Source organism: Paenibacillus sp. JJ1722 (assembly GCF_048282685.1).
Taxonomy (GTDB): domain Bacteria; phylum Bacillota; class Bacilli; order Paenibacillales; family Paenibacillaceae; genus Paenibacillus; species Paenibacillus polymyxa_B.
Genome location: NZ_CP182500.1, coordinates 1,810,613 through 1,826,217, shown reverse-complemented (window position 1 = coordinate 1,826,217; position 15,605 = coordinate 1,810,613). Strand labels below are relative to the sequence as shown.

General features: G+C 42.3%; 15 protein-coding genes. 5 read left to right on the top strand and 10 right to left on the bottom strand.

Annotation, left to right across the window (positions count from 1 at the left end; all coding sequences use genetic code 11):
• Positions 1–361: 361 nt before the first annotated feature.
• The 9 genes from ACM1ND_RS08130 to ACM1ND_RS08090 all read right to left on the bottom strand — a co-directional run bounded on the left by ACM1ND_RS08130 (position 362) and on the right by ACM1ND_RS08090 (position 10,942).
• Positions 362–1,732 carry a transcriptional regulator gene (locus ACM1ND_RS08130; RefSeq protein ID WP_418027501.1) on the bottom strand — a complete coding sequence of 457 codons (1,371 nt, stop codon included), beginning with the start codon at positions 1,730–1,732 and terminating at the stop codon, positions 362–364.
• Positions 1,733–2,773: 1,041 nt separating this feature from the next.
• A complete protein-coding gene (locus ACM1ND_RS08125) occupies positions 2,774–4,105 on the bottom strand; it encodes a helix-turn-helix domain-containing protein (protein WP_418027499.1) in 1,332 nt (443 codons plus the stop codon).
• 221 nt (positions 4,106–4,326) lie between these two features.
• Positions 4,327–4,782 carry a GNAT family N-acetyltransferase gene (locus ACM1ND_RS08120; RefSeq protein WP_053325065.1) on the bottom strand — a complete coding sequence of 152 codons (456 nt, stop codon included), beginning with the start codon at positions 4,780–4,782 and terminating at the stop codon, positions 4,327–4,329.
• An 81-nt stretch (positions 4,783–4,863) separates the two neighbouring features.
• On the bottom strand, positions 4,864–5,538 hold the full coding sequence (locus tag ACM1ND_RS08115; protein WP_076157991.1) for a VOC family protein: 675 nt from the start codon (positions 5,536–5,538) through the stop codon (positions 4,864–4,866).
• 94 nt (positions 5,539–5,632) lie between these two features.
• The gene (locus tag ACM1ND_RS08110; protein WP_316243485.1) at positions 5,633–6,157 is read right to left on the bottom strand and encodes a hypothetical protein; all 525 of its coding nucleotides are present in this window, start codon (positions 6,155–6,157) and stop codon (positions 5,633–5,635) included.
• A 52-nt stretch (positions 6,158–6,209) separates the two neighbouring features.
• Entirely contained in the window at positions 6,210–7,385 is a 1,176-nt protein-coding gene (locus ACM1ND_RS08105; protein WP_053325062.1) for an MFS transporter, read from the bottom strand.
• 75 nt (positions 7,386–7,460) lie between these two features.
• Entirely contained in the window at positions 7,461–7,772 is a 312-nt protein-coding gene (locus tag ACM1ND_RS08100) for an ArsR/SmtB family transcription factor (protein WP_023987858.1), read from the bottom strand.
• A gap of 129 nt (positions 7,773–7,901) precedes the next feature.
• Entirely contained in the window at positions 7,902–9,950 is a 2,049-nt protein-coding gene (locus ACM1ND_RS08095) for an iron ABC transporter permease (protein WP_418027496.1), read from the bottom strand.
• Positions 9,947–10,942, bottom strand: a complete 996-nt coding sequence (locus tag ACM1ND_RS08090) for an ABC transporter substrate-binding protein (RefSeq protein WP_023987856.1) — start codon at positions 10,940–10,942, stop codon at positions 9,947–9,949. The genes ACM1ND_RS08095 and ACM1ND_RS08090 overlap by 4 nt, the downstream gene beginning before the upstream one ends.
• Positions 10,943–11,110: 168 nt before the next feature.
• Between ACM1ND_RS08090 and infC the strand changes: the two genes are divergently transcribed.
• The 3 genes from infC (at position 11,111) to ACM1ND_RS08075 (ending at position 13,440) form a co-directional block, all read left to right on the top strand.
• Complete coding sequence (gene infC / locus ACM1ND_RS08085; protein ID WP_418027494.1) at positions 11,111–11,626, top strand: translation initiation factor IF-3; 516 nt, start codon at positions 11,111–11,113, stop codon at positions 11,624–11,626.
• A gap of 60 nt (positions 11,627–11,686) precedes the next feature.
• Complete coding sequence (locus tag ACM1ND_RS08080; protein WP_418027492.1) at positions 11,687–12,457, top strand: ANT(4')-I family aminoglycoside nucleotidyltransferase; 771 nt, start codon at positions 11,687–11,689, stop codon at positions 12,455–12,457.
• Positions 12,458–12,891: 434 nt separating this feature from the next.
• Positions 12,892–13,440, top strand: coding sequence for a hypothetical protein (locus ACM1ND_RS08075; protein ID WP_023987852.1), 549 nt, complete (start codon positions 12,892–12,894; stop codon positions 13,438–13,440).
• A 107-nt stretch (positions 13,441–13,547) separates the two neighbouring features.
• Here the strand turns inward: ACM1ND_RS08075 and ACM1ND_RS08070 are convergent, their stop codons facing one another.
• Positions 13,548–13,931, bottom strand: coding sequence for a DUF423 domain-containing protein (locus ACM1ND_RS08070; RefSeq protein WP_028542927.1), 384 nt, complete (start codon positions 13,929–13,931; stop codon positions 13,548–13,550).
• Positions 13,932–14,150: 219 nt separating this feature from the next.
• Between ACM1ND_RS08070 and ACM1ND_RS08065 the strand changes: the two genes are divergently transcribed.
• Both ACM1ND_RS08065 and ACM1ND_RS08060 read left to right on the top strand, forming a co-directional pair.
• A complete protein-coding gene (locus tag ACM1ND_RS08065) occupies positions 14,151–14,624 on the top strand; it encodes a hypothetical protein (protein WP_023987849.1) in 474 nt (157 codons plus the stop codon).
• Positions 14,625–14,656: 32 nt separating this feature from the next.
• Positions 14,657–15,508, top strand: a complete 852-nt coding sequence (locus tag ACM1ND_RS08060) for a DegV family protein (protein ID WP_023987848.1) — start codon at positions 14,657–14,659, stop codon at positions 15,506–15,508.
• The last annotated feature ends 97 nt before the right edge of the window (positions 15,509–15,605 follow it).

Sequence of the window (15,605 nt, the reverse complement as noted above, 5' to 3'; positions counted from 1 at the left end):
TCTTTGGTAGTAGTGCAATTATCATAAGGGAAATGAAGGGAATAGGCAATATGTCTTGTTATTTAAATACTACTTTCCACATTATATAATCTTCCAATGATCGAATAAGCATTTGACAGATAAAAGTCCAAGCTAAGTCACTTCTAGAAGCTTATTTATGTAGAGCAAAACAAACGATATAAAAAAAGCTAGACGGATAATTCCATCTAACCTCTTGATCATAGTTAATTTTCTAGGTCTATTGTGATCTTAAACTTGAGATTATTTTATTCCAACATTCCTCCATGTTGTCCAGTTGGATCGTAATTACTAATGCTACTGACATAAAACTGGATACTAGGAGAGTGGAATCAACTTACTCTTACTCTTCATCTTCATTAACCACTTTAATTAGATTTCCGTAGACTGCCCTCGTGTGAGCAGATGCATGTTCTTTAAAATGTGTAAACAACCTCATACATCTGATTGCTTGTATTCTATTATTAGCTTCAGCAGACTTTTCCAAACAGCTGAACAAAAATGTGAAGCCGTCTGAAAATCTCCCCTTACGCAAAAGATAGATCGCCAATTCCCTTGAAAAATGAGTAAAACGTTCTGAACTAATTTGTTGAGTATATACGCCTACCTGATTTTGTTCATTCAAAAAAGACTGAATTTCTGCTTCAAACAATTCAAGGATGTGATCTACATTTATATTATATCGATTAGCCACCTCAATTATATTATCTATTGCGGGGAGTATTTCATCTTTCTTTGAAGAAAAATAAGCAACATAATCAGGGATTACACTTAAGTCGCCTGACATAAGCCTATTCACATAAATATTAGCGCTTGCCCATTCTTTAAATTGATTTTTCCATTCTAGGGTCGTTTCATCTTTCTCTTCTACCCAGCTTAAATCGGCATATCTCTGGATATGTTGGAGTGCTGTCTCATAATCTTTATTAGCATCACAAACTTCAGCACGTATTAAATGCGAAAATGCCCAGTAGACAAATGAAGGGTATAGCGGCTTCTTTGTATGTTCACTATTTTCAGAATGCTGTTGATCAATTTTGTATTGTATTTTCGCTTTATTTCCCAGCGATTTAGCAAAATAATCCAATTTAACCCATTTTCGTAGAGAACGATACGTATTCACCAACGCTCTTAGTGCATCAAGCTGATCTATTTCATCTAATCTTTCAACGTAAGGCTCGAACTGAACCGCTGCATCATAGTTTTTCTCTTGATCGTCTCCAACACGAATCGTAAACAATCGATAATGACAAACCGCCAATCGCTCTGAATGTTGCTGCCTTTCACTCTCGGCCACATTTTCATAAAGAAACGCCGCTGCTTCATTGTGACCATCTCTGTAAATATTCTCGGCTACTTCAAAGAGTAACGGAGGATAGATTGGATTATCCAGCAACAAAAATACAACTCGTTGCAAGCAATCGAGTCGATCAAGCTCCACACATCGGTACAAAAAAGGGCTAATTCTTCGCCAGTTGAGCGTTTCTTCTATGATACACTCTTCAATGTAACGTTCATAAAAATAGTCTGGTGGTAATTCCATCCCGGCAGTAATGCGATCCAATTGGTTAACGGATAAAATACGATTTCCAGTAACAATACTGCTAACCGTACCTACATTCAAATCAATGATGTGTCCAAACTCGGTCATGGTTAAGCTTTTCCGTATCAGATAGGTTTGAACTTCTGCTCTAATCGTAGGTGTGATCTCCATAGATAAACCACCCTTCATCATAAACTTTTCATATGATGCATAGATAAAAAACTATGTAATTGAGAAACGAGTTATAAAATTAATTTATTTGATCACTCATGATTATACCGTTTTTTAGAATAAAATCATATATATTTCAGATATTTACTCAAGATACCTTTTTGGATAGTTTACAATGATTTCATGATAAAGTGGAATATCAGAGGACAAATCAAGCAATACAAATTTATCAGATTGAGTAGATGTGTTCAAATTCCATTATAATTTATCTGTAGATTGGTCTTAAAATTGATATGTAAAGCTGACCAACTACCGTCTACAATTTGCGTATGGTATCAAGTCGAAAAATAGGCTGAGTCAGGGAGTGAAAGTGCTATGCCCATATTTGTGGAAATTGAATGGTAATTTGATTTTAACCACCTCCGGGGTATTTAGAAGCAGAAATCAGCGTCCATTAAATAACTATACGGTGTAGATAGATGTGCTGGAGGAAATTGTAGAAATTAAAGAGATGTTTTGGGTGTAAATCCCCCCCCTCATTTTATCTAAATAATAATATATGGATATTAAAAACAAAGAAACCTAGACATATTATCTAGGCTGCAACAGTGTACGAGTGTACACATATGAATTTAGAGTCTGTTCATTTCAGTCAGTTATGAGATTTTAATAAAATGAACCAGTACATATCAGTAAATTGAAAACAGCTATGAAAGCTTTATTTATCCAGATATTTTTATGCAGCAATTGCAGTACTGTGGACATCCGTGGAGCCATAAAATATTTAGGGTTTATTCATGTATAGTAAAATAATATTAAAATAAGTCATATAAAAAGAGCTAGACGGATAATCCCACCTAACTACTTGATAATAGTTGATTTTCTATGCTCTACTGTAATCATGAACTTGCGACACTTTATTCTCACATTCCTCCATGTTGCCCTGTAGGCTCATAAGTAGACCCTTTGTCTTGGTGCTGAAGAAGGGGAACCGCTACTACTACTAGTATAAAACTGGTAACTAAAAAAGATAGAATTACTTTACGTTTCATCATTATCCACCTCATTAATTAAATTTCTATATGCTGTCTTCGTCTCAGATGCTGCACATTCCTGATAGAACTCATATAGCTTTACACACTTAATTATATACGACTTATTATTGATTAATGTAGATTTTCCCAAACAATTTAACAAAAAAGTAAATCCATCCACAAAATTATTTTTGTTAAAGTAGTAAACCGCTAATTCATGTGTGAAATGAACATAACGTTCTATAACTAATTGTTGGTTGTACGTACCTACACACTCAGGTTTATCCAGCAAAACTAAAATTTCTGTTTGAAATTGATTTAGTATATTATCAACATTTAAATGATATCGATTAGCAGCTTCAAGTATGTTATCTAATCCGGAAAGTAACTCTTCTTTCCTTGAAGAAAAAAATGTTACATAATCAGCCAAAACACCAATTTCACCAGCATGAAGTTTATTTACATAAGTATTGGCTTTAGACCATTCTTCATATTGCCTTTTCCACTTCAAAGTAGTTTCATCTGAATCTTTCACCCAACTTAAGTCACCATATTTGTACGTATGTTGAAGTGCCTTCTCATAATCTTTATGAGCCTCACAAACTTCTGCACGAAGTAAATGAGAAAATGCCCAATAAGCAAACAGAGGAAAACTTGGTTTCTTTGAATTTTCTTTTTTCACATGATGCCGCTGTTGTTCCAATTTGTATTGAATTTTAGCTTTGTCTCCCAAAGCTTTAGCGAACAATTCTACTTTGTCCCATTTACGTAACGAACGGTATGTATTCGCCAAATCTTTTAACGCTTCTAACTGATCTATCTCATCTAGTCGTTCAACATATATTTCAAATTGAACTGCCGCCTCATAATTTTTTTCTTGATTGTCTCCTTGCCTCGTATGGAACAAGCGGTACTGACACATAGCGAGGCGTTCTGAGTATTGTTTTTTCTCACTTAAAGCTACATTTTCATAAAGTATGGCTGCCGCTTGGTACATCTTTTCATGAAATAATTCTTCAGCAAGCTCAAATAAGGATTCTGAATAGCCCAACTTATCCATCAATAGATTGACCACATCATGAATGCAGTCCAGTTTGTTTAATTTCGCACAATTATGTATAAAAGGACTCATTCGACGCCAATTCGGATTAGCCTCTGTTAAATACTCAGACACATACCGTTCGTAGTAATAGCCAACGGGATGCCCCATTGCTTTTGTAATTCGGTCTAGCTGATCCACTGAAAGTGTGCGGTTCCCATTAATAATACTGCTCATGGTTCCCGGATTCATTTCTGCCTCTCTGGCGAGATCACTAAGGATTAAATCTTTATCTTTCATATGTTTTGTTATCTCTGTGAGTATCGTGGTTGTGTTGTACAAAAGTAACCACCCCTTATCAGGAACTTGTTAGGATATCAACTCATTAAAAAGAGGACTATTGCAATCCAATGATTGTATAGCCTTTCCGCAATTTATTGTACCATCTTTTGGCACAATATCATATACCTTTCAGAACCTTACTTAAGATACCTTTGAAGGGTTTGCAAAGAAATTAAGCTCTATAAATCCTGAGACATACGAATCATATCTCTACACTGTATGCCATTCTCATAAATTTCTTCTAGATAGTTATGTCTGACAAAGAAATCTAGATCTACACCAACAATTCTGAACCCACATTTTTGGTAGAGAGCTAACTGCCCAATGCTAGAGTTTCCTGTGCCCATTTCCATCGTTTTATAACCTTGTGCCCTAGCTGTTTCAATTGCATGTGTTACTAATTGTCTGCCTATTCCTTTACCATGCATACCTTCTGATACTGCTATATTCACTAACTCAACTGTTTCAGGTCTTGTAGGTAAAAGAACATAGACTCCAACAATATGATGGTCAATCTCTGCTACAAAACACTGCCCTCTTTTTAAGTATTCCTCAACAAGTTGGTGCGAAGGATCAGCTAGTAACAAGAGCTCTAATGGATATTTTTCATTTGAATCAAGTAGTCTAATATTCATATATTCTCTCCTGAATGTATTATGGCCCCCGGATTTCCCCCTTGTGTAAGCTTTATTCCAGAAATCCGGGGAAGCCCTAAATCAGTTTGATCTCAATTCATACAAACCATTGTGAAGCGAAAGACTGGCAGAGCATGGAGCTTCGAACAAGACTCTGGTGTTAAATACGGCCGGAAGCCTATCATCAGGGAACCAAGGCCGTTGTTTGTCTATGACTATAAATGATCCTTCTACATCCCCTAGCGGCGCGAATTTCTGTCCAGCCCCTCCCCATGAATCAAGTTGGAACGTTTCGGTGATTATCCTTGATACTTCGGAGACATCATCGACAGGAAGACCGATCTCGCTTATACGAAGTAGAGAGTGGGGCCCGAAAGCTTCAGTGACTGCGTTGTTGAGTGTATGGTGAGCAATGAACTCGACAAGGTTATGATCCGGATCATAGAAGTAAAGCGCTGTTGCATTCCAGTTTTCGAAAAAAAACTCATCTTCTTGGGGTCTTGAAATCAATGAAATCCCACGGTCGATTATCCACTGTTTTGCTTCTATGAATTTATTCGTTGGAATCGTAACCGCAATATGATAAAATTCATTTTCCATGTGAGAAGATTCCTGAAAAGCAAGAACCGATTCCCCTACTTGAAAAGACAACCGCGAAGGGTTCTCCTCCACAACCTGCAAATCCAAGAGAGAGCCGTAAAAAGCTTTCATCGCTTCGAAACTGTGGGTGCCTAAGAGCACTTCTTTTAATTTCAATGCATTGGTCCTCCCCATAAATAATATTGAAACCCATTTTCCGTCGTATCCAGATCAGCATTTTATCTCAGACTGTATGAGGCCATTACATTGGTTATTGATTATCCTTTAAATCGCTTAGAAGTTTGGCATTCACATCTAACGCCGCAAATTGAAGTAATACATCCTGTTCATCCAGAGCTTTACTTTTCGCCATTTCGAGATAAAGCTTGGGCTGATCCCGAAATGCCCGTGCGCCCCCAATCGAGTATGCCTTCTTGAGATATTTATGAACTAATCCAGGCTTGCTCTGAAGAAGAAGCGTTTCCGCCATTTGTATGTAAGGCTCTGCATGTATGATTCGGTACCCTGAACCTTCTAAATCTATAATCTCCCCATTTAAAAGCTCTACTGATCGCTGAGTATGCCCGTTATAATTAAGAATTTGAACGTATTGATGTAGGGTTACACCTGTAATGCCCCATGTATGCTTAGGTTCGGGTATTAGATCCCAGGCCCTCTGTGCTTTTTCCTCAGCTAAGTTGCTATCTAATGGGAGTATATGAGCTGCTTCCTCACCAAGAGCCCAAATTTCCTCTTCCAATTGAGCCTCCAGATCATGATACATTCGAATATTCATCTATTCCTCCCAATACATAATGTAGAGTACTCTTCTAATGTCTATCCATATTTTAACGCACGCTGGCTTCCGTTGCATTCGAATTGAACAATTTTATTTTTATAATCATAGATAAAAACGCTAGCAGCGCAAACATCATTCCGCTCCAGATGAGCTGGTGTATTCCCAAGTGAGAGATAAACCAGCCGCCTATAGCAGCTCCCATCGTAATACCTAGATTAGAAAATGAGACAAACAGGCTGTTTCCAAACTCTGGAGCTTCTTTCGCTTCAGTGGTTAACCATGTTTGACTAATAATTAGCCCCCCGGAATGCACGGCCCCCCAAATGAGCACAACCACAATCATCGGTAGGAAAGAAGCCCCCAGAGCATAAGTGAATACGTAAATGACCATATATAGCAATGGGAACATGATGACGGTCTTAGTCAGATTTTTATGTAATAATCCTCCAAATAAAAAGTTTCCAAAAATCATGACGATTCCAAAGACCATCAACATCATACTGATCCATGACCCGTTCATAAGAGTTACTTCTCCAAGATATTCGGCAAAGTAGCTATACACCGAAAACATAGCTGCAAAGATAAAAATAACAGTCACAATGTTGAACCACAATTGAGGTTTACGTAATATACCAAGCTGTTTGCCATAAGACATCTTTTCCTGAACTGGCAGGGAAGGAAGCCATACGAGTATTCCTACAAATGCAATCATGCTTACGACAGCACCAAATAAGAAAGCAGCTTCTAACGATATCTTATCAGCAAGATAGGAAGTCAAAGGCACGCCAAAAGCAAATCCTACTGTAATTCCAGCGAAAACCTTGGTGACCGCTTTACTACTCTTTTCAGGGGGGACAAGATGAGATGCAGTCACGAGAGCGACCGAAAAAAAGACAGGATGAAAAATAGCAGGAAGAACACGAAAAATGAGCATGACCTCAAAATGAGTGGTATAGGCATAGACAATATTGGAAATGACAAAACTGAATACAGCGGTTAATAGAATGACTTTACGATTCATGCCGGAAACGAGTAAGGTCAAGAACGGTCCTGAAATGGCTACAACTAAAGAAAAAATACTGACGAGCCAACCAGCCTGGGCAGCTGATACATTGAATTTTTGAGTTACTTGGGGGAGAACACCTATAATCCCCATTTCCGTTGTAATAATGCCGAATACGCCTAAAGCCAGAATGATAATAAGTAACGGGTTAACCTTTTTCATTTTAAGTATAAGCCTCCAATTTAATTATATATATAGATTTGTAGATATGTTATGTAAAAAAAACCTCCTTTCTGTTTATAGTTCCTTTTGAACGTACTCGGCAAATTCCCGGATTGTTTTTTCATTCCGACGATAGTACGTCCACTTCCCAATACGCTCAGACTCTAACAAACCGGATTTTTGCATCGTTAATAAATAACTTGAAATCACAGACTGCGCAAGTCCCGCTTTAGCCTGAATATCTCCCACACATACACCAATTTGAAAATTAAGCCCTTGTTTTAGATAAGCCTGTTCATCAAAAAACTCTTCTGGTTTTTTTAACCACAGCATAATTAGACGACGAGTTTCGTTTGACAATGCTTTATAAATCAATGACGGTTCCATATAAAATATTATATCTATTTTATTAGATTTGTAAATATAAAGCCCAATGACTACGTAGGAGAATTAATAATAAAGGCTGCTTCCCCACAGAAATCCGCTGGGAAACAGCCTGTTTGTGTACATATTCAACTACACTGACTTACTCTTATTGGAGCGATACATCAAGTACAGGAAATACGGTGCACCGATCAGTGCGATCAGCAATCCGGAAGGAATTTCGGTCGGCGCAAGCACTGTCCGGCCAATCGTATCAGCCAGCACCAGCATCACCGCTCCCAAGATGCTCGACAGAACAATGGAGCGGCGTACATGGTGCCCAATCAACGTACGCACGATATGCGGGGCAATCAGCCCGATGAAGCCAACTGTACCCACACAGGCCACCGCTCCGCCCGCCAGCAGCACACCCACTGTCATGGCCAGCAGCCGGGTGCGGCGCACCGGAAGTCCCAGTCCCATGGCGCTGCTATCGTCAAATACCAAAAGATCGAAGCGGCGAGCTAGCCACCAGGCTATTGGCAACAACACGAGCAGAAAAGCCAGAATCGTCGCCACCTGCCCCCAGTTTCGAGCGTAGGTACTACCCGTCAGCCAAATATAGCCTGTGCTGCCCCAAAGCGAACCTTGGATAATCAGTATCTGAATGCCAGCTGCTCCGATCGCTGATACGGCAATCCCAAGTAGGATGACCACAGACGGGTTTAGGTGCTTGTTCCATGATAAAAAGAAGATCACCGCCGCCGAAACCGTCGCTCCGGCAATCGCCGCGATGGGCAGCATATAAACAGGCAGCCCAGGCCAAACGATAATTACTGCAAGCGCGCCGAAACCAGCCCCTGAAGAAACACCAATGATCGAGGCATCCGCTAAGGGATTACGAACGGCTAATTGGATCAAGACACCGCTGACCGCAAGTGCGATACCAGCCCCGGCTGCCACCAGCGTGCGCGGAATTCTAAACTGCAGCAAGGCCGAATTTGTGTTCTCACCGCCGAACAGGCCGGACAGCAAATCGCCGACCGGAATTCGCATTCCTCCAAACATCAGGCTGAATACGGTCAACAGCACGGCACCGCACCCAAGCAACATGACCAGCCTGCCATACGGTAATTTCCGAGAGCGCACACCTATGTTCATTGAAGACTGCCCGCTAATACCAGAAGGCAGCTTCATTTTCCACAGAATCAGCCAAATTAACCAAGGAGCACCGATCAAGGCCATCATTGCTCCGGTCGGCAGATCCATGCTTGATTGGTGGACCATTTTCGCCAGCACGTCAGCGCCAGTCAACAGTAATGCCCCCCACAGGAAGGAACCAGGCAGCACCCAACGATGCATTTTTAGACCGCTTAAGCGAACCAAATGCGGAGCTACCAGACCCACAAAACCAATGGGTCCAATGACGCTGACTGTAATGGTCGATAGCAGGACAGCCAATACAATTCCCACCGCCCGGGTCAAGCTAACCTTTTGTCCGAGCGACGTGGATGTGGACTCATCCAGATCCAAGACATCAAACTGTCTTGACAGCAGAAAGGCAATGACCGAGAGTCCTACGACCCATGGCCAGGCGTAAGTCGTCCCGCTCCAATCGTTTTGCACAAGCGAGCCAGAACCCCAGAGAAACAATCCCTGGGTTTCAAATGAATAAAAGATATGCAAAGCTCCGGTAAACGAACCGAGAACCATGGATACAATCAAGCCGGCAAGCGCCAACCGAATCGGACTTCCAGCTCGTCCCCCGCCCATGAAGTAAGCCAGCACCGCTGCAAGCAGGCCGCCGACAGCGGCAAATAGAAACGGCGCCTGATGCAGCAATCCGGGAAACATCACCGCGCCAAGGACGACCACAAAGTAGGCACCGGCGTTAATTCCTAGTGTATCAGAAGCCGCCAGCGGATTTTTGGTGATGGCCTGGAGCAGAGCACCGGCGATGGCCAGCGCACCACCAGCCAGGATTCCGATGACCGTACGCGGCATTCGGAGATCCCACACCATGTTATGATCGAGCGTATTCTGACGCTGGGTCAACGCCTCAATTACTGTATGCAGCGGGATTGAAGCCTCTCCATAACACAAGCTTACAAAAAAAAGCACGATGAGGACGATCAATCCGCCCCCAAAAATGCTTCCTACACGCCAAGTCTTCGATAAACCCGTTGTGCCTGTTCGGGTCATTTCGTCAGAGCTCCGACTACTTGATCAACCAGCACTTTGGATGAGATTGGGCCGCCGAACGTCCATGTTGTACCGTCCAGTGGGTAGGTCCGTTTTTCTTTGACAAAGTTCAGTCCGTTCCATACCGAGTTGTTCTTCATCGCGGCTCCAAATACATCGTCCGTCTTTTGCGTAATATAGATAAAATTGCTGTCCTGCACAGCTGGAAGAGCTTCAATGCCAACGGTGCTAAACCCGTATTTCTCGGTCTTGTCCGACTTCCAGTCGTTCACCATGCCGATTTTCGCAAGCGTTCCCACTACAACCGAATTTTCTTTGAACATTCGCAGACTGGCAGCATTTTGAGCTGTAAAGGCTTGTGTCAGCGCATAGTGAAAGTCTGCTTTGCCTGCCTTCTCCAATGTAGCCTTTGCATCTACATAGTGCTGGTCAAGTTCGCTTAGGACCTTATCAGCCTGTTCCGTTTTTCCGGTAGCCACAGCGACTTGCTTGAAAATTTCGACCATACGGTCGTAATCATAGCCGTTCCCCTTGTAAGGATCGAATTCTATCGTCGGTGCAATCCCCTTAAGCTGTGCATAGATCGCTGCATTGTTATCGGCGTTAGAGATAATAAGATCTGGCTTGAGCGCCGCAATCGCTTCTAGATTCGGTTCGCCCCGTGTGCCGATATCAGTTACGGTATCAGCCAGCTTTGCCTCCGGTGTTACCCACAGCTTGTAGTTTTCATTGTCCGCATTGCCGACAGGCTGTACGCCAAGTGCAATGAGGTCCTCGGTAAACGTCCATTCGAGTACAACGACACGTTCCGCTGGCTTGTCCAGCTTGACTTCCCCGTGGTCGTCCTTAACCGTAACCGGACCAGCCGTAGTAGATGTCTGCTCAGACCCAGCAGTACCTTCCGTCTTCGAGCTATCCCCAGCTGCACCGCAGCCCGCCAATACAATAGTAAATACTACAAATAACAATAGGCTATTCAACATCTTTTTCATTTCTCTCAATCACCCCTGTATGTATATTGCATTGGAAAATGATAATCATTATCAGTAAAAGAGTATAGGGCTTAGTGACTTTTGTCAATACGGATAGATCTAAAATTGAATCGCAAACGGGTTCCGTATATGATAGCTTTATCATTGTTTAAGGGAGGCTACATTTACGTGGCAGTATTAATCAACGAGCAAATTAAAGCTGACGAAGTGGTACTCACTGGACTCGCAGGGGAGAAGCTCGGCGTTGTCTCGAAGTCAGAAGCCTTGGCTATGGCCCGATCCAAAGGGGTGGACCTGGTCTGCACCTCACTGATGAGCAGTCCACCGCCCTGTAGCTTGGTCGCAAAGGGCAAAGGAAAAGCGCTTGCGCAAAAAGAAGCCGCAGCAAGCAAAACGAATGTCGGCCGAGCCGCAAGAAACAGCGGCAAAGAAAAGGTCAAGGAGCTTCGCTTCACTGCTCATATTGAGGAGCATGATTACGACACGAAGCTGCGTCAGGCAGACAAACATCTGCGTTCCGGCAAACCGGTGCAGTTGGTCGTTAAAGCGTCTGGTGCAAAAGAAGCACCTTTCGCCAAAGTTGTACTAGAGCGGCTACTAGTCGATCTGAAGGAAGCCGGAGTGAAGGATACTGGAATCCAGACGGGCGGCAAGGGCTCACAAGTGAAATTAAACCCTCGCTGAATGGCAAATCCGTAAATTGGACAAGTCACTTAGACCGTAGGAAATAGAGGGAGATCACTAATGGACATGAATGGACCTGTCAACATTTCTCGAAGTGAGAGACTTCAGACTTGCCACGAAATAGCTGCGAGGTTACATGAAGTATACAGAGACAAAATTCTGGCTATAGGGATCTATGGATCTGTTGCCAAAGGTACTGACGGCCCTTTCTCGGACATTGAAATGTTTTGTGTACTAAGTGAACCAAACGGCCCCGTAGAATTTAGCCATGAATGGTCGGCGGGGCCCTGGAAAGCTGAGGTGAACGTCTGTAGTTCAGACATTCTTCTTAAAATTGCCTCTACTGTTGAGGGCGATTGGCCATTGACACATGGACCCTTCTTTTCCCCACTTCGTCTGTATGATCCTAAAAACTTTTTTTCTATATTAAAGGAAGCTGCCGAATCCCCAACAAAGGAAGATTTCAGGCATGCCATCAACGAAGTGCTTGTAGGTGAAATGTACGAGTTTATAGGAAAGCTTAGAAATGTCCGTGTAAATGGCCCTCATACCTACTTGCCGTACTTGGTAATGCAGTTTGCCCAATATGGGGCTATGTTAGCTGGGTTGCACAATCAGAAGCTTTTCTCAACGGGTTCAATGGTTCTACCGGAGGCCCTGGAACTGCCGAGTCGTCCAGAAGGATTTGATCATGTAGTTAAGTTGGTGATGTCCGGAGATTTAGCTGAACCAGCGAAGATCATTTCAGCCTGTGAAGATTTCTGGAGTGGTCTTGTGAGTTGGGCAGTCGAACATGACTACCTTATTCGATCACAACGAATCCCATTTTGATCGAAATAAAATTTACTTTAATTGCGATTACTATAATATATCATGTTTTTGATATGCCCCATCCCCCTTTCGTTAAGGGGGATTTTACTTTTCTTCTGGATGGATGATACTGCTTCGTTATATTTTCCCACTGTAACATGTTTAAAATTTAAACTACTTGATTTCACCCCCTACCTCCTTTATTCTCTGTATATGTAACTCTGGCTTTGCTTATCTATATCTAGTGCTCACATACTGACCTCATTCGTGTACACATGCAAAAATGTACAATTCCGGTGTACTCCATTAAAATTTTACACATAGGGCTTTATATAGATTTTATTTTTGTTAATATCCAACAACAGGGCCTTAGGCACTATGATAGATTACGTTTTAATGATATATTGATAGGTACTATAAAAGACTAATTACCCATGGCTTGGGCTGGAGGATGTATGAAAAAGGAATCAAATCAAGACGAAACCAGTTATTTATTTAATGTAGATGTATTAGTTAAAGGCCGTTCGAACGTAGAGGCCCTTCAGTTCCTGCTTAATCTCTTGAGCCAAAACGAACACATTGCGGATAGCCGGATTCAATCCGGTATTGAACTTGGGAATTTAATCGAAGCTGCACTGTATCTAAAAAAACAGTCAGCCAGTAATAACCCGTCTGACGCAGCTGCTACGCTTGCGGAAAAGTTCTCCAAAAAGAAGTCAGCCGCAGTTACGAACAAGCCGCCAGTCGTTCAAGAGATCAAACAATCCCACGTACAGCCAAAGCCTGCAACACAACAAGAACTTAGTACGTATGAATGGATCAAACGCTATATACAAGATAATACGCTTGTACGGTTAATCGTGAACCGCTATGGCGGACAGCGTAGCATCCCTTGCCGCATCCTCAATCTGGATCATGATAATAGCCTGCTGAGTGTGTATCATGTAGATGAGAAGCAAGTGTACTCCTTTAAAATGAATGAGATCGATGAAATCACATCGTAAATGTAAATACTTCATAAAAAAACGAAGCAAAAAAAAGAGAACGGGCAGGAAAAACATGACGTCTTTCTTGCCCCTTCTCTTTTTTTTTGCATTATCCGAAAAGAACTCTAATCCTCTTTCTTCAGACCCATGGCAGCCCATGCCAGCAATATCCATCCTGCAATAAAACACACGCCTCCTAAGGGGGTGATAGCCCCCAGCACACGGATTCCGGTCAAACTTAGCACATACAAGCTGCCGGAAAACAAAATGATACCCGTTAATAACAGACGCGCTGCCCATCTCAAACGGTTGGAAGAACCCCACTGTCCAGCAGCCAACGCAATGATCAGCAAACCGACAGCGTGAATCATATGATATTTCACACCTGTTTCATACACGGCCAAAGCATCCGCGTCGATCCGGGGTTTCACAATATGTGCCCCGAACGCTCCAATGGCTACCGCCAACATCATCATTATAGATCCCACAAATATCCATTTTCGTTGCATGTTTGTGTACTCCTTTTCATCTCATCCTTTTAACCGAATGTTCTTCTTATTTTATCGAAACCGTATGAAGTTTACCAGCCAGCGTGTGTGAACAGACCGCATACAGAATTGGATGATTAGACCCTGTCTTTTGAAGGGTAATGTGTAGGGTGGCTTGCTTTTTTGTTTATTTTGTGGAAAATTAGTACCTGTTCGGACTATGTTCAAGGAGTTGAAAAAATGAGTACCCAAGATCCTAATTTGCAAAAGCCTGCTGCGCCTGAGGAGCACCCTGTTTTTTCAGAAACTCCTGTGTTCCAGCCTCCGGTCAAGCTCAAACATTCCGGTCCCGGAATTGCTTCTTTTATTATGTCGCTTGTCAGCCTGATCGGATATATTATTCTGGCTATTATGGTTATTAATCTGCTGGCTCATTTCGGCCAATACCAAACGATGAACCCGGAAGTCGCTCTGCAGCAAACCGGAACGGTACTGCTTCCTTTTATTTTTTTAGGCAGCCTGTTGCTGAATTGTAGCGGACTTGTGGTCGGTATCATTGGAATTGCGTTAAAAAACCGTAAGAAAACCTTTGCTATTACAGGCTTAATCATTAATGCACTTATTATTGTGGGCTTTATTGCACTTCTTGCCATCGGTCTTTCCGTTCCGAATAGCACAGCGGATATCTATCCTTCCTCCGTGCAATCTTTATAATTTTTCTGCATCACACAGAGAGGATTCAATGTATGAACAAAATTAAAATTTTTGCCGACAGTACCAGTGATATTCCTGCTCACTGGCGTCAACAGTACGAAATTAGTATTGTGCCATTGTATACAGTATTTGGTGATGAGGCATTGCAGGATGGTGTAAACATTCACCCAGAACAATTATTTCAACGTGTAAGCCGCGAGGGACATTTACCGCGTACCGCCGCACCTTCTCCGTCGGATTTTATTCAAGCCTTTGCGCCCTACATAGAACAAGGGGACGACATTTTATATATCAGTCTGTCTTCCGAGCTATCATCGACGTACCAGAATGCGCTACTCGCTGCCTCCGAATTTCCGGAAGGTCGCATTACGGTTTTTGATTCCTTGAATTTGTCGTGCGGCTTTGGCCTGCTTGTGATGAAAGCTGCTCGTGCGGCAACCAACGGCAATACGATAGAGCAGATTGTAGACATGTTGACAAAAACCAGGCCGTTAATAGACACGGAATTTGTCATTGATACACTTGAATACCTGTATAAAGGCGGAAGATGCTCAGGCATGCAAAACCTGATTGGCAGTCTGCTCAAAATTCGTCCGGTGATCAAAGTGATTGACGGAAAAATGACGCCTGTCTACAAAGTCCGCGGCAAACGTGAAAAAGCACTGGATCAGATGCTGCAAAACGCTCTGAATCAACGAGATCAGATGGATAACGATATCATTATTGTCGTGCACGCTTTGGCCGAGGAAGATGCGCTGATGTTGCAAGCTCGCTTGAAAGAAGAAACGAACGCACAAGAGGTACTGCTAACTACAGCAGGCTGTGTCATTTCCAGTCATTGTGGTCCACAGACTATCGGTATTATGTATGCCAAAAAAGCATAGTTTATCCAATATCAAACCCGTTGCCGCATAGGTAGCGGGTTTTTTGGTGTTTTTCCAGCAATTTAGCAATGAATAACTTTCCTCTTTTTGATAGTAT

Coding starts and splice junctions, on each gene's coding strand:
- ACM1ND_RS08060 (WP_023987848.1), top strand. CDS start 14,657: ATGAACAAAATTAAAATTTTTGCCGACAGTACCAGTGATATTCCTGCT.
- ACM1ND_RS08105 (WP_053325062.1), bottom strand. CDS start 7,385: ATGAAAAAGGTTAACCCGTTACTTATTATCATTCTGGCTTTAGGCGTA.
- ACM1ND_RS08120 (WP_053325065.1), bottom strand. CDS start 4,782: ATGAATATTAGACTACTTGATTCAAATGAAAAATATCCATTAGAGCTC.
- ACM1ND_RS08090 (WP_023987856.1), bottom strand. CDS start 10,942: ATGAAAAAGATGTTGAATAGCCTATTGTTATTTGTAGTATTTACTATT.
- ACM1ND_RS08070 (WP_028542927.1), bottom strand. CDS start 13,931: ATGCAACGAAAATGGATATTTGTGGGATCTATAATGATGATGTTGGCG.
- ACM1ND_RS08075 (WP_023987852.1), top strand. CDS start 12,892: ATGAAAAAGGAATCAAATCAAGACGAAACCAGTTATTTATTTAATGTA.
- ACM1ND_RS08125 (WP_418027499.1), bottom strand. CDS start 4,105: ATGAAAGATAAAGATTTAATCCTTAGTGATCTCGCCAGAGAGGCAGAA.
- ACM1ND_RS08065 (WP_023987849.1), top strand. CDS start 14,151: ATGAGTACCCAAGATCCTAATTTGCAAAAGCCTGCTGCGCCTGAGGAG.
- ACM1ND_RS08100 (WP_023987858.1), bottom strand. CDS start 7,772: ATGGAACCGTCATTGATTTATAAAGCATTGTCAAACGAAACTCGTCGT.
- ACM1ND_RS08110 (WP_316243485.1), bottom strand. CDS start 6,157: ATGAATATTCGAATGTATCATGATCTGGAGGCTCAATTGGAAGAGGAA.
- ACM1ND_RS08130 (WP_418027501.1), bottom strand. CDS start 1,732: ATGGAGATCACACCTACGATTAGAGCAGAAGTTCAAACCTATCTGATA.
- ACM1ND_RS08095 (WP_418027496.1), bottom strand. CDS start 9,950: ATGACCCGAACAGGCACAACGGGTTTATCGAAGACTTGGCGTGTAGGA.
- ACM1ND_RS08080 (WP_418027492.1), top strand. CDS start 11,687: ATGGACATGAATGGACCTGTCAACATTTCTCGAAGTGAGAGACTTCAG.